The organism is Mycolicibacterium xanthum, from assembly GCF_019710635.1.
Taxonomy (GTDB): Bacteria; Actinomycetota; Actinomycetes; order Mycobacteriales; family Mycobacteriaceae; genus Mycobacterium; species Mycobacterium xanthum.
This window is the reverse complement of the sequence record NZ_JAIFZS010000006.1, coordinates 1-20040: the sequence shown is the minus strand read 5'-3', so window position 1 is coordinate 20040 and position 20040 is coordinate 1. Positions and strand designations below refer to the sequence as shown.

General features: G+C 65.6%; 20 protein-coding genes and 2 pseudogenes. 8 read left to right on the top strand and 14 right to left on the bottom strand.

Annotated features, from left to right (window positions below; genetic code table 11):
- Positions 1 to 66 precede the first annotated feature (66 nt).
- The 3 genes from JDV09_RS03260 (at position 67) to JDV09_RS03250 (ending at position 2632) form a co-directional block, all read left to right on the top strand.
- Positions 67 to 1068 carry a zinc-dependent alcohol dehydrogenase gene (locus JDV09_RS03260; protein WP_308123985.1) on the top strand — a complete coding sequence of 334 codons (1002 nt, stop codon included), beginning with the start codon at positions 67 to 69 and terminating at the stop codon, positions 1066 to 1068.
- Positions 1065 to 1730, top strand: a complete 666-nt coding sequence (locus JDV09_RS03255; protein ID WP_221367685.1) for a class II aldolase/adducin family protein — start codon at positions 1065 to 1067, stop codon at positions 1728 to 1730. The genes JDV09_RS03260 and JDV09_RS03255 overlap by 4 nt, the downstream gene beginning before the upstream one ends.
- Before the next feature lie 143 nt (positions 1731 to 1873).
- Complete coding sequence (locus tag JDV09_RS03250) at positions 1874 to 2632, top strand: acyltransferase family protein (protein WP_221367684.1); 759 nt, start codon at positions 1874 to 1876, stop codon at positions 2630 to 2632.
- Positions 2633 to 3208: 576 nt separating this feature from the next.
- On the opposite strand, the gene JDV09_RS03245 is transcribed toward JDV09_RS03250, so the two are convergent.
- Positions 3209 to 3592 (bottom strand): hypothetical protein, encoded by a 384-nt coding sequence (locus JDV09_RS03245; protein WP_221367683.1) that lies wholly within the window; start codon positions 3590 to 3592, stop codon positions 3209 to 3211.
- A gap of 238 nt (positions 3593 to 3830) precedes the next feature.
- On the opposite strand from JDV09_RS03245, the pseudogene JDV09_RS27380 reads away from it, so the two are divergent.
- Positions 3831 to 3926 (top strand): annotated as a pseudogene (locus JDV09_RS27380) (DUF2510 domain-containing protein); the annotation flags it as partial.
- An 84-nt stretch (positions 3927 to 4010) separates the two neighbouring features.
- A complete protein-coding gene (locus tag JDV09_RS03240) occupies positions 4011 to 4679 on the top strand; it encodes a hypothetical protein (protein ID WP_255604778.1) in 669 nt (222 codons plus the stop codon).
- Between the two features lie 152 nt (positions 4680 to 4831).
- Here JDV09_RS03240 and JDV09_RS03235 read toward each other — a convergent pair whose 3' ends face one another.
- Together JDV09_RS03235 and JDV09_RS03230 are read right to left on the bottom strand one after the other, a co-directional pair.
- Positions 4832 to 5596 (bottom strand): hypothetical protein, encoded by a 765-nt coding sequence (locus JDV09_RS03235; protein ID WP_221367681.1) that lies wholly within the window; start codon positions 5594 to 5596, stop codon positions 4832 to 4834.
- 191 nt (positions 5597 to 5787) lie between these two features.
- The gene (locus JDV09_RS03230) at positions 5788 to 6237 is read right to left on the bottom strand and encodes an Rv1352/Rv1906c domain-containing protein (RefSeq protein ID WP_221367680.1); all 450 of its coding nucleotides are present in this window, start codon (positions 6235 to 6237) and stop codon (positions 5788 to 5790) included.
- Positions 6238 to 6489: 252 nt separating this feature from the next.
- Here JDV09_RS03230 and JDV09_RS03225 point away from each other — a divergent pair, with 252 nt between their 5' ends.
- Positions 6490 to 7086, top strand: coding sequence for an HNH endonuclease (locus JDV09_RS03225; RefSeq protein ID WP_308123984.1), 597 nt, complete (start codon positions 6490 to 6492; stop codon positions 7084 to 7086).
- A gap of 765 nt (positions 7087 to 7851) precedes the next feature.
- Here the strand turns inward: JDV09_RS03225 and JDV09_RS03220 are convergent.
- The 10 genes from JDV09_RS03220 to JDV09_RS03175 all read right to left on the bottom strand — a co-directional run bounded on the left by JDV09_RS03220 (position 7852) and on the right by JDV09_RS03175 (position 16301).
- A complete protein-coding gene (locus JDV09_RS03220) occupies positions 7852 to 8715 on the bottom strand; it encodes a hypothetical protein (protein ID WP_221367679.1) in 864 nt (287 codons plus the stop codon).
- 16 nt (positions 8716 to 8731) lie between these two features.
- Complete coding sequence (locus JDV09_RS03215; protein WP_221367678.1) at positions 8732 to 9004, bottom strand: hypothetical protein; 273 nt, start codon at positions 9002 to 9004, stop codon at positions 8732 to 8734.
- An 18-nt stretch (positions 9005 to 9022) separates the two neighbouring features.
- Entirely contained in the window at positions 9023 to 9334 is a 312-nt protein-coding gene (locus JDV09_RS03210) for a helix-turn-helix domain-containing protein (RefSeq protein ID WP_221367677.1), read from the bottom strand.
- A gap of 3 nt (positions 9335 to 9337) precedes the next feature.
- Entirely contained in the window at positions 9338 to 9619 is a 282-nt protein-coding gene (locus tag JDV09_RS03205; RefSeq protein WP_221367676.1) for a hypothetical protein, read from the bottom strand.
- Between the two features lie 378 nt (positions 9620 to 9997).
- A complete protein-coding gene (locus JDV09_RS03200) occupies positions 9998 to 12142 on the bottom strand; it encodes a bifunctional DNA primase/polymerase (RefSeq protein WP_221367675.1) in 2145 nt (714 codons plus the stop codon).
- Positions 12139 to 12402 (bottom strand): DUF6011 domain-containing protein, encoded by a 264-nt coding sequence (locus tag JDV09_RS03195; RefSeq protein WP_221367674.1) that lies wholly within the window; start codon positions 12400 to 12402, stop codon positions 12139 to 12141. The genes JDV09_RS03200 and JDV09_RS03195 overlap by 4 nt, the downstream gene beginning before the upstream one ends.
- Positions 12403 to 12720, bottom strand: a complete 318-nt coding sequence (locus JDV09_RS03190; RefSeq protein WP_221367673.1) for a DUF6481 family protein — start codon at positions 12718 to 12720, stop codon at positions 12403 to 12405. It abuts the gene before it with no gap.
- Between the two features lie 467 nt (positions 12721 to 13187).
- Complete coding sequence (locus tag JDV09_RS03185) at positions 13188 to 14090, bottom strand: tyrosine-type recombinase/integrase (protein WP_221367672.1); 903 nt, start codon at positions 14088 to 14090, stop codon at positions 13188 to 13190.
- A gap of 44 nt (positions 14091 to 14134) precedes the next feature.
- The gene (gene ligD / locus JDV09_RS03180) at positions 14135 to 15178 is read right to left on the bottom strand and encodes a non-homologous end-joining DNA ligase (RefSeq protein WP_221367671.1); all 1044 of its coding nucleotides are present in this window, start codon (positions 15176 to 15178) and stop codon (positions 14135 to 14137) included.
- A 1-nt stretch (position 15179) separates the two neighbouring features.
- The gene (locus JDV09_RS03175) at positions 15180 to 16301 is read right to left on the bottom strand and encodes an ATP-dependent DNA ligase (protein WP_255604777.1); all 1122 of its coding nucleotides are present in this window, start codon (positions 16299 to 16301) and stop codon (positions 15180 to 15182) included.
- 46 nt (positions 16302 to 16347) lie between these two features.
- Here JDV09_RS03175 and JDV09_RS03170 point away from each other — a divergent pair, with 46 nt between their 5' ends.
- Positions 16348 to 17424, top strand: a complete 1077-nt coding sequence (locus JDV09_RS03170; RefSeq protein WP_221367670.1) for an ATP-dependent DNA ligase — start codon at positions 16348 to 16350, stop codon at positions 17422 to 17424.
- Between the two features lie 25 nt (positions 17425 to 17449).
- Positions 17450 to 19810 carry an arylsulfatase gene (locus JDV09_RS03165; protein ID WP_221367669.1) on the top strand — a complete coding sequence of 787 codons (2361 nt, stop codon included), beginning with the start codon at positions 17450 to 17452 and terminating at the stop codon, positions 19808 to 19810.
- An 18-nt stretch (positions 19811 to 19828) separates the two neighbouring features.
- On the opposite strand, the pseudogene JDV09_RS03160 reads toward JDV09_RS03165, so the two are convergent.
- Positions 19829 to 20040 (bottom strand): annotated as a pseudogene (locus tag JDV09_RS03160) (hypothetical protein); the annotation flags it as partial.

The following is a 20040-nucleotide window of genomic DNA, read 5'->3' as shown; positions in this document are numbered from 1 at the left end:
GAAAGTGAAAGGAAAGAAGTGAGAGCAGCAATATTCCGCGGTCCAGGCCAGCTGGCTATCGAAGAGGTGCCACGACAGCAACCCGGCCCGGGCGAGATCTCGGTGGACGTCTACGCCGCCGCCACCTGCGGTACCGACCTGAAGTCCTACCGGCGCGGCCACCCGAAGCTCTTCCCAGCGCTGCCTGCGCGTTTCGGTCATGAGTTCGCCGGCGTCGTCGATGCGGTCGGTCGAGGGGTGGACGACTTCCAGGTCGGTCAGCGTGTGGTCGCCGCGAACACCGCGCCGTGCGGCTCGTGTTGGGCCTGCACGAAGCAGCGGCCCAGCCTGTGTGAAAACCTCAGCTTCCTCAACGGCGCCTTCGCCGAGCAGGTCGTGATCCCCGCACCGATCGTCGCCCGCAACACCTACGTACTGCCCGAGACGGTGTCCTTCGCCTCCGCCGCGCCGCTGGAGCCGCTGTCGACCGTGGTGCATGGCATGGCCGAGGCAGATGTCGCGCTGGGAGACACCGTGGCCGTCAACGGGTGCGGGCCCATCGGCCTGATGTTCATCCGGCTGTCGAAGCTGCGCGGGGCACGGGTCATCGCCACCGACATGTCGTCGCTTCGCCTGGCCCAGGCCCGCAGTGCCGGAGCCGATGTCACGGTCGATCTCACCGAGATGAGCGACACCGCCGAGCGTTCAGCCGCGGTGCGCGACCTGACCGAGGGACGTCGGGGCGCCGACATCGCCATCGAGGCGGTAGGCCTGCCCGAGGTATGGGAGCAGACCGTCGAAATGCTGCGGCCCGGCGGCACCGGGGTGCTGTTCGGCGGCCCCAAGGCCGGTTCGCGGTTCTCCGTCGACGCGGTGGCAATGCACTACAGCGAGTACACCCTAAAGGGGGTCTTCCACCACACACCGCAGTACGTGCGGGTCGCCCTGGATCTGCTGGCCTCCGGCGCGCTCGACGGCGAGAGCCTGATCAGCGAGGTCCGCCCGTTGGAGGCGCTGGTCGACAGCCTGGAGGACATGGCGGCCGGAAAGGGCGCCAAGTACCTGTTGGATCCGAGGGTCGCGGCATGAGCGCGGATATGATCCTTGCCGAAGAGCGCGCAGCGGTAGCCGAGTTCGCGCGCCGGATGGTTCGTGACGGCCTGGTGGTCGGAACATCCGGAAACATCTCGCTGCGGCGCGACACCCTCATCGCCGTGACCCCGTCCGGGGTCGACTACGACACGATGACCGACGGCGACATCGCGGTGGTGGACATGGATGGCACCGTCGTCGACGGCAGTCTCAAGCCGACGACCGAGCTGCCGTTCCATCTCGCCTGCCACAACCGCCACGGCGCCCAGGCAGTGGTGCACACGCATTCCACGGCCGCCACCGCGCTGTCGCTGCTTCGTGACGATGTGCCGTTCGTGCACTACCAGATCGCCATGTTCGGCGGTTCGGTGTCGGTGGCGCCCTACGCCACCTACGGCACCGAAGAGCTGGTCGCCAACGTCGACTTCGCGATGCGGGACCGCACCGGCTGCATCCTCAAGCACCACGGCACATTGTGCATCGGCGACAGTCTGGGCAAGGCCTACGACCGGGCCCGCCAACTCGAATGGCTGTGTGATGTGTGGCTTCGCGCCAGCGCAGTCGGCCGGGCCGGGCTGCTGCCCGCTGACGAGATCGACCGGGTTGTCGAACGTTTCGGCACCTACGGACAGCCACAGACGATCGCGGCGGGCCGATGAGCGGGCACCTTTGCCCAGACGACTCGAGGGGCAGCAATCCCAAGGGTTAATCAGTTGATCGGCACTCGCGAGATCCGCTGCACGCAAGGTGTCTCGTATGCAACGATCCGACCACTTGCCTCGCCGAAGAATGGGCTGGAGAGATGGTCGCGGGAGCAGGCTATCCCGACAGCGCTCAGGCCGGCGGCCCTCCGGGCCGCCGAGCGGGCAAGGACCCGGCCATCGAGACCCTGCGCGGAGTAGCGATTGTCCTGGTGGTGATCGGCCATGTCATCGGCATCGACGCCGACCGAGGTATGCAGGCTGCGCTTGATTCGCCCTGGCGGATCTTCTACCTCGCTCTGGTCGACGTCCGACTGCCGCTGTTCACGATGATCTCCGGTTACATCTACGCGCTGCGGCCCCTGACCTCACCAGACGGTCTAGCGGGACTGTTGAAGACCAAATCACGCCGACTGCTTCTGCCGTTGTTGACGGTCGGGACGCTGCTGTTCGTCACCCAACGGGCGGTCCCGGGCACCAACTACAAGCCTCATCTGGATGAGTACTACCGGATTTTCATCTACCCTTATGAGCACCTCTGGTTCCTTCAGTCGATCTTCGTGATCTTCGTACTGGTCGGACTGTTGGACGCGTTCGGTCTGCTCAACACCGCCTGCCGCGCACTCGTGGCCCTGGCCGTCAGCTTGGCGATGTTCGAGGTGATACCGGTTCCGCAGTACGCCGACATCTTCAGCGCCAGTGGAGTTCTGAGGTTGCTGCCGTTCTTCCTGCTCGGGTACATGCTGAATCGGTACTGGCCCCGTGGCGTTTCCTGTGCCCGGTTGGCCGCCATGGTGGCTTCGCCTTCGGCATCTATCTGCTACACCCGTTCGGAACTGCGGCCACCAGGATTCTGCTGACCCATGCGGGTGTCACCGCCGGCCTCGTGTTGTTCAGCATCGGCGTGGCAGTCGGTCTCGGGTGGCCGATCATCTTCGAGAAATTGACGAAGCGCTCCCGGGTGATACAGACATTCATCTTCGGCGAAAAGTGGGCTCCGAAAAAATGAGCACCGGAAGCGATGGTCCGCCAGACCGTATCTAGTCGCCCACCCGGTTGCCCTGCTCGTCCCAGTGCGCGGCCACCTTCTTGCTCGGCTGCACCCGTGGCGGTTCGCCCGGCATCTTCGGAGTGCCGCCCCGTTTAGCGTTGTGCTGACCTGCGGCTTTGCAGGCGGATTCGGTGCGTCGTGCGGGAGTTATCGGGCGAGTACTCGCCGCACCTATAGTGCAGCCTGCCCGCGCACCGCGTTTTATATCGGCACCACCGGCCTGACCGTCGACGGCCTCCTGCGCAGCCGACTCCCAGTCGCGGCGCACCTCACTGACCCGCCGGGCGAGCGACGAATCGAAGAATGGCCGTATGGCTTGCAAGCCGTTCAAGCAGGCTGCGGCTGCAGCGCCGCCAGCGCGTCTATCTCGCTGGCTATTCAGCTCTTATCTCCAAGAGCGAGCGCGTGGGTATTGGGGGATGGCACCGATGTCGATCATCTCCTCGCGGTACTGGTTGTACGCTTGCTGCTGATCGTGCAGGAGATCCATCTCGACCGGGCACACACTCGAATCAGCAAGCGCCACAGCCTTTTCAGGGTATTCAGTGGTTCCCCAGTCCCACAACCACTGGACCGGGTCGACGAGGAGTTCCATCTCATACTCAAACCACTGATCGAAGGGGAGATCTTGCATCTCCGAAACCTCTTGGCACAGCTTCTCCGCGTCGCGCGCCACCCACTCGTCGTCGGCGGTCGCGACCGGGGACATGACCAGTGCGGCGAGCAGCGCAGCGAGCGCCATCATTAAAGCCATTCCAACCCTGCTCACCCCCAAAACCCTAAGCGATGCGGCGTACGGCGTTCAACATGACCGATGGGACTCTCGACGGCCGCCGACCGGCTCGAGCGACTCGGTAGCGTGCAGCCCATGAGCAGCATCGCCAGCATCGGACCCCAGTAGCGCCAAGCCGTCCGATCCGCCTGCAATAACCATGCTGACGGCGTAACCTCCCTGCTCACAGGCAAAAGTTGCGAGGGGATTCCGATGCCTCTTCTTGGTAGATGCCGTGGCTGAACCCGGTTGGTATCCCGACCCGCTGGGGGGTGAGGGTGCCCGGTATTGGGATGGCAGCGAATGGGAAGGCGCACTGCACCCCGGCACACCGCACCCCGACCCCACGACTGTTCATGAGTTCCCCGAGCCATCGCGGCGCTTGTGGCCGGTGTGGGTGGGGTTGGGTGTGGCTGTGGCGATTGCTGTCGGGTCTGCGGTGTTCGTGTTGACTAGACCTATCGGGGAGACTCCGAATGCCACACCGACGCCGACCACAACAACGGTGCCGAGTCCCACTGTCTCGCCGGCCGAAGTGGCTGCCGCCGAGGTGAAAGTCTCGATGCAGCGGAAGCTGGATTCCGACCCCGACTTGAAGGAGCTCGGGTTGACAGTGGTTGACGTCGTGCTGGTGAACAAATCTGGCAACGAGTTCAAGGGCATCGCGACGGTGAAGACACCAGATGGCGTCAAGCATGATGTTCCGGTCGAGGTGACCTCCGACGAAGACAACACGCTGTGGGAAACCCCGCCCGGGGCGTTTGTCTTCGCACACGACACACCGCCTCCAGCAGCCCCCCCGCCACCATCTCCCCCGGCTGCGAATCCGGGCTTGGAGAACTTCAAGCTTTGCCCATCGGGACTGAGCGGGGTTGCCTCGGCTGACACCAGTTGCGCTTTCGCCGACAGCGTCCGATCAGCGTGGTATTCCAGTCCGAGCTCCACGGTTGTCGCCTACAGCCCAGTGACTCACCAGTCATACCTGATGCACTGCACCTCGGCGGTGACGGACATATGGCCGGAAGCGAAGCGTTGTGTTGGCACCAACGCCCAGGGCACGCTCTTGGTCGTTTACATAGACTAGAAAACGCAGAAATCCGACCGTTTCTGGTCGAGGGGCGGGTGTCATCATTAGTCACCCGCCCGGTCGTCTGGCACCGGGAACGACTCGGCCCACTCTTTCGGAACCGCGGCGATCCCCTGAACACCAAAGCACTCGTTCGGGCCGTGTCCTTGCTAGCCGACGAGTGCGTCGAGTACGGCTTGGTATTGGGGAATCGCTGCCGGGTCGGTCGGGTTGCTGCCTCCCAAGTTGTAGCGCAACACGATCAGTCCACGCTTGTACATGCCGCCATCAGCGACGGCGGTACCAGATAGACCCCCGGCCCACTTACTGGCTGGCTCTTCGTCGGCGAACTGGTAAACCGAAACGTCGTCAGTCGTGATGAGCTGCACGCACGGAACCGAAACTGAATCGCACATGTTGTTCGTGTTGTCTCGGGGATCAGTCGCAGGCAACCCCGCCGCGATGAAGGCATCGACTACCTGCTGAGCCGTCACAGCACCGGGCGCCGCCTGCGGCAACGGACCCGGCGGATCCGTTGGACACTTCACGCCCGTAAGCGGCTTGAACTCGCGAGCACCGTCCGCAAGCCCAAGGCGGGCCGCACCGATAGCGCCGACAGCGAATCTAGCGTTCGCCAGCCGATTGTCGCTGCTCTCCGTGCCGCCCGTCGAACAGTTGATCTGCACAAAGTAGCCGTCGGGCTGATCTGCGTACTGCTGTTGAAGTTCAGCGACGATCGAATCCAACTCGGACGGCGAATATAACTGATCAACAAACACTCTCAGTGTGTCCTGCGCGGACCTCTCAACTCGATACGGCGGGGCGGCAATACCAGTCGACGAGGGTGAAGATCGGCCGTCGCCGCCCTGCGGGGTTCCACATCCACCGAGCAGTACGGCAGCGACCATCACCACACCCACCAACACCGTCCTCATCGCGTCCTCCCCACCCCGATGAAACTGCCCCTTGCAAGGCCAAAGACTACGAGAGTGATCCCCCCAGCGCGCCAGGCATTCGCGGACAGTTCCCCGGCATCGAACAACTCCGGTGAGACGGGCGAGGACTCTCCATCGGGTTGGAGGCGCCAGCTGACGGTTCCGCGTCAGCCCGCTTAGAGCGTCGTCGTTTACGACACCCGCTGCCACGGCTGGCAGTTCGACGTCGAGAACGCCGCATCCGAAGCCAGAATCTCCACCACCTGCGGCCCCTTGGCGCCCTCGTTGTCGATGATGTCGCTCGAGTCGAAGCTCGCCAGGCGTTTGTAGTAGCAATTCCGCCCCGTGCTCACCGGCCCCGCGGTGCGATACACACCCGGAAGGATGTCGGTGCCCACGACATAGGTGCCGTCCGAGGCGATCGTCGTCTGCGGTCCCGTCGGCCGCGGCGCTGCAGCTGATGACTGGGGGGCCTGCGTCTGTGCGAACCGCGTCACCGTGACGGTCGATCCCGTAGTCGAGTTGTTTCCACTCGGTGAGGTGACCACCCCGAACACGCAGCCACCCAAGCCGCCAAGAATGAACGCTGCGGCGGCGATCGCGATGACCGCACCGGCACCTAACCCGGTCGATTCCCCCATGCGCCGGGATGCTAGCGGAGGCCGGCGACAGGTGCGGGCTGATTCGGACGAGTGCGCGTTCTGCTCATCGAGACAGTTCATCGACCAACGCCGTCGACCCACCGTAACGGTCACGCACAGCGGTTACGATCCCTCGGCGGCGATCTCGTCTGTGATTTAGTTCGCCCAAGTGCCTCCAACGTCTAGCCCCCGATTGTTAGCGTGCAACGTCTGGCGGCAAAGCTGCCTCCAAGTAGCCGGGAGGGTGTGCGGGTGGACTCAAACGCTGGCGTGCTGTCCGATGTATGCGTCGCTCTTCGTGACGGGGACTCTCGTTCTGCTAAGGCGATCCTTAGGGAGCGCTATCCGTTCGTGCCGGTAGAAAAGATCGTCCGCCGGTACTCGGAACGCCAGTCGATGGACCTGTTTATGCGTGATGGCTTCATCGACCGCTACACGGGCGACCGACTCGTTAACCCCGGCGTTCTCCGCCTCCTCCATGTTGTGCTCGGGGACGACTTCCCGGCACATGCGAACTGGAAGGTCTCAAAGACGCACCCCGCTTTCTGGGAGTTGTTCCCGACGGTCGATCATCTCGTGCCCCTCAGCCGAGGTGGGCGCGACGACGAGTCGAACTGGGTCACAGCGTCGATGCTGAGCAATCAGGCTAAGGCCCAATGGTCGGTGGACGACCTCGGTTGGGAGCTGCATCCGCGTGGCGATGTGGAGGAGTGGGACGGGTTGTCGCGGTGTCTGGTCGACTATCTCGCGGCGAACCCGACCGTGTTGGACGAGGCAGCTGAGCCCCACCGTGGCTACATCCGACGATGGCTTAGGGTCACCAAGGCGGCGCTAGAAGCGGAGGACTAACCGGTCGAGTTCCGACACAGAGCAACAATAAAGCCGAGCAAGTAGGGCGGCCCTAAATGCACTTCGGGGTGAAGTGACAACCGCCGGTCCCTGAGTGACTCTTGATCTGGCCCATTCAACACCGATCATCAATCAACCAGCGATAGCATTCGCCTGCATGAAGCGCATCGCAGTTCTTTGTGCGACGGCAATTCTGACTCTAGGGGGGATTGCTTCCACGGCAGAGGTTGGCGCCGCCCCTCCGTGCCATGACGGCGCTGTGATTCCCGCGCCAAGCAACGGACGTGCAGACGCGTACTTCATCTGCTGCGGTGGCACCTGGGTCCATGTCGTGCCCTACACCGATCCCAACAGCGCCGACGGGTACGGCCCCAACCAAGAGCTACCACCGCTTTGCGTCCGATTCCCTGGACAATTCCCCTGCCCGACCTAGTCGGCTGGAGGTTCGATAGCCGGCCCCCTGGGCGAGAAGCGGGCTGCCGCGGTCGTGTGTCCCGGTTACGACGCCACCGGACACGGGAGGACCATCAGTGTCGAAGGCTTCTCCCCTTTCTAGCCCGTTGAAACCTCAACATTGTTCGTGCGACGCGGCCAGTGTCAAGGTCGCGCCGAAAATGCGAAAAATTTTTTCGGCACTCTCTCTCGGGCTGCCTATGCTGCGGACGGCGCGACGGGCATATCGGGGGTATCCCCCGGTGGATCGCCTTGGGGTGCGGCAGCCGGGTGGACTCGGCTAAAAGGTCCGGTTCGCACACCCAAGCTCCTCTAGCCCACCTGCACCTGCAACGGGTCGTTCGACGGCGGCGCCGGTTCGGTCCTGCCGTACGGCTGGAACGCGGCGATGTCTGCGGCGCGGAGCACGGCGCCGATCTCGCGCAATGCGCTCCAGCGTGAGCATCGGCGTTGTGCGGGCACGGCGACGGTGAACCCCTGAGCGGCCTTGGCTGCGGCTGCGGAGTAGAGCTGGTCGGAATCCCAAGCAGCCCAAAGCTGTTGCCGGTCGATGTCGCCGGGGTCGACGGTCAACGCCAACAGCAGGTCGGCCTCGACGATGTCGTCGCGGTGGTGAGAACCCCGGTTGGCGTGGGGATTTTCGGAGCTGCCGGTGACGCCGGCCAACAGTGCTGCGGACAGCAGCGCGGGCGTGAGCGCGGTGAGTTCGGCGGCGGCGGCCGCGCTTGTCTTCCAGGCTTTCTGGAGCTCGGCGCTGGCTTCGATAGCTACCTGAGGTGATGCCTCTGGATCAAAGGTGTTGGCGGCCTTGATGAATGCCTGGGCAGCCGCGTTGAAATTCTTGCTGACCGCGGCGTAGATGTCGGGCGCGTGCTTGCTGTAGACCGTCCTGATTCGTTGAGAGATGTCGACGCGGACGGCTTCGAGCACGTCGTTACGGGCAGGGCTGGCTTCACCCAGCGCCAACGCGAACAAAGCTGCGGTGTCGGTGTCGCCGGTGGCGATGGCGTCCGTCAGAGCTTTTAAGCAACTCCTCCCGGTGCTGGCGGTTTCGAAGGCTTCGAGTCGGGCGGTGAGTTCGGCGCATTCGGGCGGCAATTCGACGCCGGCCAGTCGCAGGCTGCGCGTCCTGCGGTTGAAAGCGCTGTCGGAGCGGGTTTCGACAAGCTGTGCCATTTTGGTCGTTCTCCCTTCACCATCCGCGGCTTTGCTCGCGGATGAGCTTCTGTAGTTGCGCGGCTTTGATGGATTGCGCTGTCGCCCAGTCACCTTCGCGTTCGGCGGCGGCGAGTTGGCCGTGTTCGGATGGGCGTTGCGGCTGCTGTCCCAGGTTGGGGATGGCGGAGCCCTTGCCGATGCTGGGTGGTCGTGTCCTGGTGATGAGTTCGTCGAACTCGGCGTCGCTCATCATGGCGATATGTTGTTCGACCGCTGCGGCGATCCATGCGGGGTCCGGTTCAGTCACTCGTCTTTCCCTTCCCTGTCATATGTCGGCGGGGAAAACCCACACCCGGCCGTGTTTGTGGCCGCCGAGCCGTTCGGCGATGCGCCGCGCATAGCGCGGAGTGCAGCCCAGCCGTTGCGCCGCTTCGACGCTTGTAATCCATTCTGGCGGATCAGGACTCGGCTCAGTACCGCCAGCGGAACCGTTGAGAACGTGCTCGAGGTGTTCGAGGAGGCGGTCAGCGGCTGCCGGCACAGGTTTCTTCGACTGTATGTGCACATTCCGGTAGAGAGTCACCGCGGTCAGCGCCATCGCCAGATCGGTGCGATCAAGGGGCGGTGGGGCGCTCATCAGCTAGCCGTCTGCCGTCTCGACGTCGTGGTCGGGAACGACAACGGAGTGCAGGAAGTCGGCGGCGTCGGCGTGCAGGCGGGTCAACACGGCGGTGCTGATCGTGGTGGTGGGCGGCCAGTGCCAGAAATAGACCCCCTTCTCGGCGGTGCCAGTCGGGTTGCTGAGGCAGCGGTCGATCTGCAGACCGATCGCGGCGATCTCAGCTTTGAGGATGTCGGCGGGGGTCGACGGGCGCCGGCGGGATCGGGTGAAGTAGTAGCGGCGGGTGATGGTGGTGGTCATCGGGTGGCCTCGCCTTCACTGATGACGCGGTAGTCGATCAACGTGTCGACGTTGGTGAGCGCCTGGGCGTGGTCGACGGGTTCACCGTCGGGGCGGTGGCCGAGGCGTTCGTTGCGGGCGACGAGTTTGCATTCGGCGCACAGCCCGGTCAGGTTGTGCGCGTGCAGCGGGGCTTCGCAGATGACGCAGTCGGTGGGTATTCCTGCGCTTATGGGTTCACCCCGTTCAACGGGGTGACGGGGTTTTTGACCTCGGCGGTTGGGCGTTGAGTGTCCGTGTTCGACCCCGTTTCTATATACGGGGTAACGAACTGACGGACTGACTCAACCGAGTCCGTTGACGAACTGGCAACGAACTGCAACGAACTGACGAACTGGATCATGTGAAGGTCATCTCCTCGGCGCTGTCGGGGCACGATTCGTGCCGTGGCCGCCCCGTCGACACCGGCAGCCGGCACACCGCGCAGGGGTTGGTGATGTAGTGCAGCTTGGAGTTGCGCGGCCCGTCGTCGACCGACACCAACCCGGCGCGCACCAGCGCGGTGACCGCCTGCCGGATCGCCTTCTGGGTGTGCGGAGGCACCAACTCGGCTTCGATGGCGCTCGCGTTGGGTTTGGCTCCCCGGCCGGCGGCGTCGACCAGCAGGGTGATGACATCGGCGCGGGCCGCCTCGGCGCGGGCGTCCGAGCGCGACCCGTTGATGTAGGACAGGCGGCGGGTGGCGGGGTCGAACGTCAACCGGCCCTCGGGCACGTTCACGTCGCGCCCGTAGGCGGAGAAGAACCGCTCGGAGTCGGGTTCCTCGGTTTCCCGCACGATGCGCCACAACGCGTCCGGCCAGTCCTGTAGCCGGGAGTCGCCGCGGGCGCGTTCCCCGCTGTGCCCCATGTGCTGGACGACGAAGGCGTCACCGACACCGGCTGCGGTCAGCATCGCGTCGAACGCCGCCAGGAATCGGCCGGCGTCACGGTTCTCGTCGAGACCGAGGGCGTCGAGGATCGGGCGCAGGCAGTCCAGGATGAGGTAGTCGCATCCGAGGTCTGTCAGTCGCTGCACCCATTGCTGGTGGCAGTGGTCGTCGAGCAGGTTGAACGCTGCCAGCTTGCCGCGCAGCGACATCACGTCCGCGACCGCTTTGGTGTTGGTGATGTTCTGCTCGCGCAGCCACCTTCGCAGTGTGTTCTCCGACAGTTCGTCGTCGATGAGGACCAGGCGGGTGGCGGGTGCGGGGATCTCGAAGGTGCCGAGGAACGGTTCGGCGTCCACCATGGATCGCATCAGGTTGGCGACTGCGGTGGACTTGCCGGCCTTGAATTGGGCCGACAGCATGATCCGCGCGCCTTCGGGGGCCAGCCGGTCGATGCGGTAGCGGATGGGCGGGTCGGGTTCGGCGAGCAGCACGGGCAGCGGTTTGACGACCGGCAGCACGGTCTGGGGCCGCGTTTCGGCGTCGAGGCGTAGCCGTGCTTCGTGGCGTACCCGCATCCTGTCGAGTTCGATCCCGATCGCTTTCTCGCGCCAGTCGATGTCGTCCTCGGGGGGTTCGCCGCCGGTGTCGTCCTGGTCGGGTGGCGGTTCGCCGATGTTGCGGGTCCAGTCGCCGTAACTCGGGTCCGCCAGCAGGTCGGCGACCTTGTCGGAGAACACGAACTTGTCGAACTCGGTGCTGGCCTCCTCGGCTCCGCCGGGGCGGTCGGGGCCGACAGCGGCGACGAACGCCTTCTTGAGTTGCTTGAGCGCCAGCAGGACTCCGGGTTCGCCTTGCTTGCCGCAGCGCAGCAGGCCGAGGACGTGATCGCGGATGGCGTCGTGGCGGCTGCCGCCCGTGCAGGCCACCACCGCCTGCCCGAGCTTGCCGGCTACCCTCCACGACGGTTCACCCTCGGTGAGCGCCTGGCGTATGTTGTACGGCCCGTCAGAGCCCAATCCGGTGGGGCTGGTGGTCTTCTCGGGTTTCCGCAGCCCTTCGATCCAGGCGGCGGGCAGCTCGGGGATGTCGTCAGCATGGGGTGGGTCGGTGACCGCGCCGTCGTCGTCGATCCACTCGTAGGTGCGGCCTTCGGGATGCACCGAAGGCCATGCCATGACGTAGCGGTGGTGGGGTTGGATGATCTCCACCCCGCCGGTTTCCGGTTCTCCGAGGTACGTCACGAACTTGACGCCGGGCGGTACGCGGTAGATGCAGATACCGGAGCCGTCGCTGCGGCTGGTAGACCTGCGGATGGGGGGCAGTTCGCCCCAACGCTTTTCGGCCTCGGCGATGGTCTGCTGACCTTTCTTGCCGCCGTAGCGGTCCTCGTCGATGCCGATGAACCCGTCAGCGAGCCGCAGGGCGGTGTTGCCGTGGGGTTCTTCGTCGGCCCAGGCGTGCCGGTCGGCGGCGGAGGGGTAGGCGCCGTCGGCTCCGGTCCACCCGGCCGGCGGCGGGTACTTGATACCTGCTTTGAGTTTGATCGGCCACCAGCCGAGGTCGGCGTAGAGCTGGTGGACGTCGGCATAGCCGAGTTGCTTGGTGCCGGTCATTCGGTCACCCCTGCCCGTGCGTGGCAGACCGGGCCGAGGAACCGTGCCACGGACTCGGCGGCGACCAGCGGGTGCCCACATGCCCGGCAGTTCACGCTGATGCGGTAGCCCATCGCCTTGACCTCGGCGAGCAGTTCTTTTTCGCGACGTTCGGCCGGGGTCAGGGGCTGATGGCGCTCGTCGGGATTATGCTGGACGTATCCGTTGGTGCGGTGTGGAGAAGGCCGGTTGCCCGCCGGCCTTTTTCGTGTCTGAGGCATCTATGCGGCACCGCCGATCTGCGCTTCAGCGGCGGCGGCTTCGGCGTCGAGCTGGTCCGCCTCGGCGCGAGCCTCCTTCGCGCGGCGGCGGGCCTGCGCGGACTTCAGCGCCAACCGCTGAAAGTGCGCCTTGCGGGCGTTAGCGGCGCGTTTGGCCCGCTCGGCGGGCGTCAGAACGCCGTCGGGGTCGACCTGCTTCTCGAACTTGTCGAGCATGGCCTTGCGGGCGGGTGCAGTCGCCGCTGTACGGTCTTGTGTCTGCGCCCACTTGGTGTGCGCGGCGATCTGGGCTATCTGAGATCGGACTGAATCGGACATGCGTAGTCAAGCTCCATTCGGAGTCTTGACTCGCTGCCAGTTCGAAATTGCGAGCCTTCCAGGCATGCCTGGGGCGTTACGATCCCAAGCATAACGCTCGTTTGGCGTATGACTGCCCTAAGGTCGCTCTGCTGACCGTGTCGGAAGCGGGTTTCGCTTCGGCTTATCCAATACCCCGAGGTCCGCAAGCAATGGCCCCACGGGAGTAGAGAACTTCCGACCACACTTCGTGCAGGAGACTCCGATGTCATCTTGGTTGGCGCTTGCCAGATACGATCCCTGCAAGCCCTTCCGGCGAAATCCGGTGAGCGCGCCTATGCCGACAATGCTTGCACCAGAATCCATTCCGCGATGAACGGCTACTGGCCACACTGCTCCGTCGAGTTGGGCAGCGGTGTAGACGCGGAGGATCAGTTCCCCACAGTTGGGGCACACGTACATCCGTTGCGGTTGCTGACTCCTCGCCATTACACCCGGTCTCCGCGCCTGAGTCTCCGCGCTGCTTCCCGTGCCCGGTGATCGGCCGCTGAAGCACCATAGCGCTCCAGCATCGTGTCCGAGCGCCAGCCCATGAGCCGCTTGAGGTCGCGCTCCTGACCGCCCGCCAACAGGAAGTCGTGGGCGTTGGTGTGCCGGAAGCGATGTGGGTGCACAGCCGCCGGGTCTAGTCCCGCCATCTCGGCGCGCACCTTGACCCGCTCACGAACTCCGTCGGGGGTGAAACGACCGCGCTCCCCAAGGAACAGTGCCGAACTGGATGCGTGGCGGTGCTTGGCACGCTCGCGGAGGTAGCGGTCGAGAGCCTGCCCGGTCTTGGCGCCGAAGTAGGCGTTCCGCACCCGCGACCCCTTCCCGGTGACGATGACGGTTTCCCCGTCGAGGTCCAGGTCCGAAAGGTCAATACCGGTGATCTCGGAGACCCGCATGCCGCAGTCGATGAGCAGGCGGATGAGAGCCTCGTCGCGCCGTTCACGGAATCCCTTGCCCTTGCATGCTCCGATGAGTGCGGCCAGGTCCTCATCGGTGAGTACCGGCACCGGCGGTGGTTCCGGCTTGTCGATCACGATGCCGGCGAGCGGGTCGCCGGTGATGATCTCTTCGGCGTGCAGCCAGTTGACGAAGCGCCGCAGGCCGCGCCAGCGGGTCTGGATGGTGCCCGCGGTCTGCCCCTTGCTGCGGAGGTGGTCGAGCCAGTGCAGCACGTTGTCTCGGGTGAGGTTGGAAACATCGGGCATCTGTCCGCGCTGCTCGAGCCACTGGCTGAAGTAGGTGATGCTCTGCCCGTAGAGCACCAGCGTGCGGTCAGCCTTGCCCTCGACGCGCAGGGAGCGGTTGAAACTGGTTCGCAGTGACTCCAGGCTCTCGGGCATGAGATCTAGGTTATCGGGCGAGCGAGCGCTATGCTAGTAGGGCACTACAACCGTTTTCCTGCATCATCCCAGTTAGATGCTACTTTTCGGCTCGGCTGCACCCGTGGCGGTTCGCCCGGCATCTTCGGATAGCTGGGCGGGTAGGGCAGGTCGCCGAGACCGCGTTCCTCGTCGGCGGCCACCATCTCCAGCAGCGGCTCGATCGACTGGGCGACGTCGTCGATGCCGGCCCACGGGTCGGGCCGGCCGTCGACGAAGTCCGGCACGGTGGCGATCGTGTAGTCGTCGGGGTCGGCGTCGCGCACCTCCTGCCAGGTCAACGGTGTCGACACCGTGGCGATGGGGGTCTTGCGCGCAGAGTAGGCCGACGCGAAGGTGCGGTCGCGGGCGTTCTGGTTGTAGTCGATGAAGATCCGCGCGCCCCGCTCTTCCTTCCACCACGACGTCGTCACCGCATCCGGCGCACGCCGCTCGACCTCGCGGGCCAGCGCGATACCGGCCCGGCGCACCGCGATGAAGTCCCAATCGGTGGCGATGCGCAGGAAGACGTGGATGCCGCGACCGCCCGAGGTCTTCGGGTAGCCGACCAGCCCGAGTTCGTCGAGCACGGGTTTGAGGATCTCGGTGGCGACGTGGGCGGCCTCGGCGAAGCCGGTGCCCGGCTGTGGGTCGAGGTCGAGGCGCAGCTCATCGGGATGCTCGGTGTCGGGGCAGCGCACCTGCCACGGGTGCAGCGTCACCGTACCCATCTGCGCCGCCCAGATGATCGCCGAGGGGTGGGTTATCTTCAGCGCGTCTGCGGTGCGGCCGGACGGGAACGTCACGGTGCAGGTCTGCAGAAAGTCGGGATGTTTCTGCGGGATCCGCTTCTGGTAGATCTCTTCCCCTTCGATGCCGTCGGGGAACCGCTGCAGGTGCACCGGCCGGTCGCGCAGCAGGACGACCATCCGCTCGGCGACGGCCAGGTAGTACTCGACCAGTTTGCCCTTCGTGCCGTTGGCGCCCAGCTTCGGGAAGTACGGCTTGTCCGGGCTGGTCAGCCTGACCTGGACGCCGCCGACGTCGAGTTCGGTTGCGGGAGTGCGCATATCAGGTTCTTTCTTCTGTCACTTCGCTCGCCCCGCCCGCCAACACGTCGAAGAGGTCGTAGCGCAGCGGCACGTCGAGTTGGTCGAAGGTGCAGCTTGCGGGGTCCCGGTCGGGGCGCCAGCGCAGGAACTTCACGGCATGGCGGAAACGCTGTCCGTGCTGCGTGTGCCCCTCCATCTGGTCGTAAGCCACCTCGCACACCAGCTCGGGGCGCACCGGAATCCAGCGTTTGTCGGCCGCGGAGTTCCATCGGCTGGGTTCGCCGTCACGGACGTCGTCGCCGATGCGCAGCGGTTCCAGGTCCGCCAGCAGCGACAACCTGGCCTTGGCGGTGAACGACGCCGCGCCGCCGACCATCTGCAGTTCGCCGTTGTCGCGGTAGAGGCCCAGCAGGATCGAGCCGATGCCCTCGCCGCTCTTGTGGATCCGGTATCCGATGGCTACGCAATCGGCGTCGCGATGGTGCTTGACCTTCACCATCTCGCGCTTGCCGGGCAGGTAGGCGCCGTCCAGTCGTTTGGCGATGACCCCGTCCAGGCCGGCACCCTCGAACTCCTGCAGCCACTGCGCGCCCAGAACGGGATCCTCCGTGCTGCGGGTGACGTGGCACCACTGCCTCTCGTGGACGGCCCCGACCAGTGCCTGTCGGCGCTCACGGAACGGCGCGCGCATCAGCGACGTGTCGTCGATCGCCAACGCGTCGAAACCGATGAAGTGCGCCGGGGTCTGCTCGGACAGCAGGCGCACCCGGGACTCGGCGGGGTGGATGCGCTGGCTCAGCGACTCCCAGTCCAGCCGGGTACGCCGCCCGCCCGTCGTGCTCCTGGCGTCCGCGCCCACAACGCGGGGCACCACGATCTCGCCGTCCAGCACGCAGCGCGGCGCAAGTTCGCTGCACACCGCAGTGATCACCTCCGGGAAGTAGCGGCCGAGATCCTTACCGCTGCGCGACAGCAGCACGACGTCGTCCCGGTCGCGGAACACCAGGGCGCGGAAGCCGTCCCATTTCGGTTCGTAGCACCACACCCCGGCCTCGTCGGGAACCCTGGTCTGCGCCTTGGCCAGCATGGGCTCCAGCGGCGGCTGCACGGGGAGGTCCACACGCCCTATTGTCACGTCCATACCGACATAGACTGAACAGCCCGGACCGAGTCATCGTGGAGTCGTCGTGGACCTGCCCGTGATGCCGCCGGTGTCGCCGATGCTGGCCAAGCCGGTCGGCGCGATGCCACCGGGAGCCTCGTACGAGCCGAAGTGGGACGGCTTCCGCTCGATCCTGTTCCGCGACGACGACGAGGTCGAGCTGGGTAGCCGCAACGAACGGCCGATGACCCGGTACTTCCCCGAGCTTGTGGAGGCGGCGCGCGCCGAGCTGCCCGAGCGGTGCGTCATCGACGGCGAGATCGTCGTCCCGGTCGGTGACCGACTCGATTTCGAGGCGCTGCAGCTGCGGCTGCACCCGGCCGCGTCGCGGGTGGCGATGCTGGCCGGGAAGACGCCGGCGTCGTTCATCGCGTTCGACCTGCTGGCGCTCGGCGACGACGACTTCACGGCGCGCCCGTTCAGCGAGCGGCGCGCCGCACTGGTCGAGGCGCTGACCCAGGCCGGGGCGGCGTTTCACGTCACGCCGGCGACCACCGACCCCGGCACCGCCCGGCGGTGGTTCGACGAGTTCGAGGGCGCCGGCCTGGACGGCCTGATCGCCAAGCCGCTGGACGTCCGCTACGTGCCGGACAAACGGGTGATGTTCAAGGTCAAGCACGCCCGTACCGCGGACTGCGTGGTGGCCGGCTACCGGCCGCACAAATCGGGCGACGACGCGGTGGGCTCGCTGCTGCTCGGGCTCTACCTCGACGACGGCACGCTGGCCTCGGTCGGCGTCATCGGGGCATTTCCGATGGCCCGGCGCCGACAGCTTGTCGCCGAGTTGGCACCGCTGGTCAGCACGTTCGACGAACACCCGTGGAACTGGGCGGCGCAGGTGGCCGCCGAGCCCGATCTGGCGCGCCGGTACGGCGGCGGATCGCGCTGGAACGCAGGCAAAGATCTGTCGTTCGTGCCGCTGCGGCCCGAGCGCGTCGTCGAAGTGCGCTACGACCACATGGAGGGCCGGCGCTTCCGGCATACGGCGCAGTTCAACCGTTGGCGTCCGGATCGGGATCCCCGTTCGTGCACCTACGAGCAGCTCGAAGTCCCAGTGACGTTCCGACTCGGCGACATCGTGCCCGGGCTAGGGTCGGGATGACCGGCGAATGTTGAGTAAGGACAGCATGATGCAGCGGACCCATCTACCCATACCCGCCCAGCCCCGAACGGGGCTGGTCACCTACGACGCGAAAGACCCCGACACCAGCTACCCACCGATCGTGCCGGTGCGGCCGCCCGACGGCGCCCCGAACGTTCTCATCGTTCTGCTCGACGATGTCGGGTTCGGTGCGTCCAGCGCGTTTGGCGGGCCGTGCGCAACACCGATCGCCGAGCGGCTGGCTTCCGACGGACTGCGCTACAACCGCTTTCACACCACCGCACTGTGCTCGCCGACGCGTCAGGCCCTGCTGACCGGGCGCAACCACCATTCCGCGGGCATGGGCGGTATCACCGAGATCGCCACCGGCGCTCCGGGCTACAGCTCGGTGCTGCCGAACACGATGTCGCCGATCGCACGCACTCTGAAGCTCAACGGGTACAACACGGCGCAGTTCGGCAAGTGCCACGAGGTCCCGGTGTGGGAGACCAGCCCGGTCGGCCCGTTCGACGCCTGGCCCAGCGCGGGAGGTGGCTTCGAGTACTTCTACGGCTTCGTCGGCGGCGAGGCCAATCAGTGGTATCCGACGCTGTTCGAGGGCACCAACCCGATCGAGGTGACCCGGACCCCGGAAGAGGGCTACCACTTCATGGAGGACATGACCGACAAGGCGATCGCCTGGATCGGCCAGCAGAAGGCGCTCGCCCCGGACAAGCCGTTCTTCGTCTACTTCGCTCCTGGCGCCACCCACGCACCGCACCACGTGCCCAAGGAGTGGGCCGACAAATATCGCGGCAAGTTCGACCAGGGCTGGGACAAGCTGCGCGAGCAGACCTTCGCCCGTCAGAAAGAGCTAGGGGTGATCCCGCAGGACTGCGAGCTCACCGTGCGCCACCCCGAGATCCCGGCGTGGGACGACATGCCGGAGGACCTCAAGCCTGTCCTGCGCCGGCAGATGGAGGTCTATGCGGGATTCCTGGAGTACACCGACCACCACGTCGGCCGGCTGGTCGACAGCCTGCAGCGGCTCGGCGTTCTCGACGACACCCTGATCTACTACATCGTCGGCGACAACGGTGCCTCGGCCGAGGGCACGATGAACGGCACGTACAACGAGATGTTGAACTTCAACGGCCTAGCCGCCATCGAGACGCCGCAGTTCATGGCCGAACGCATCGACCAGTTCGGCGGCCCCGACTCGTACAACCACTATTCGGTGGGTTGGGCCCACGCCATGGACACGCCCTACCAGTGGACCAAGCAGGTCGCATCGCACTGGGGTGGCACCCGGAACGGCACGATCGTGCACTGGCCGAACGCGATCACCGCCAAGGGCGAGATACGCTGGCAGTTCCACCATGTCATCGACGTGGCGCCGACGCTGCTCGAAGCCGCGGGGTTGCCGGAACCGTTGTTCGTCAACGGCGTCCAGCAGCATCCCATCGAGGGTGTGAGCATGCTGTATTCGTTCAACGACGGCGCGGCCGCCGATCGGCACGAGACCCAGTACTTCGAGATGTTCGGCAACCGGGGCATCTACCACAAGGGCTGGACGGCGGTGACCAAGCACAAGACACCCTGGCTGCTGGTCGGCGAGGAGACCCCGGCGTTCGACGACGACGTCTGGGAGCTTTACGACACGACGGCGGACTGGAGCCAGGCCCGGGATCTGTCCAAGGAGATGCCGGAGAAGCTGCATGAGCTGCAGCGGCTCTGGCTCATCGAGGCCACGCGCTACAACGTGCTCCCGCTCGACGACGACACCGCGCGCCGGCTGAACTCCGACCTCGCCGGCCGCCCCGTACTCATCAGGGGCAACACCCAGTTGTTGTTCGCCGGCATGGGCCACCTGTCGGAGAACAGCGTGCTGAACCTCAAGAACAAGTCGCACTCGGTCACCGCGGAGATCGTGGTGCCCGACTCCGGAGCCCAGGGCGTGATCATCGCCCAGGGCGCCAACATCGGCGGATGGAGCCTCTACGCTCACGACGGCAAGCTGAAGTACTGCTACAACCTGGGTGGCATCAAGCATTTCTTCGTCGAGTCCGACGCTGCCCTCGCTCCGGGGACACACCAGGTGCGGATGGAATTCGACTACACCGGAGAAGGTTTGGGTGGGGGCGGCTCGGTCCGGCTGTACGTCGACGGGAACCTCGTGGGCAGCGGCGAGGTGGAGGCGACGCTGGCCATGGTCTTCTCTGCGGACGATGGCTGCGATGTCGGCCTGGACTCCGGTTCAGCGGTCTCCCCGGACTACCGCGCCGGCCAGACCACCTTCAACGGACGGATCAAGGGAGTGCAGCTCGCGATCGCCGACGCCGCGATCGCCGAGGACCACCGGGTTTCGCCCGAGGAGGCGCTGCGGGTGGCGATGGCGCGGCAGTAGCCCGCGAGCAGTGGCCCGCTAGAAGGGCGGTGGGTCGTCGCCGTAGTCGGGTTGGTAGCCCGGTGGGCGTATCGGGAAGCGGTCGTCGAGATCGGGGGACGGTCTCGGCGGTTTCGCTTCGCGTTCGGCCGCGGCTTTGGCTCGGCGTTGCTCGGCGGCTTGTTCGGCGGCGGCGCGGTCGAGTTCGCGTTGTAGGGCGTTGAGTCGGCGTTCGCGGGTGATGTAGGCGG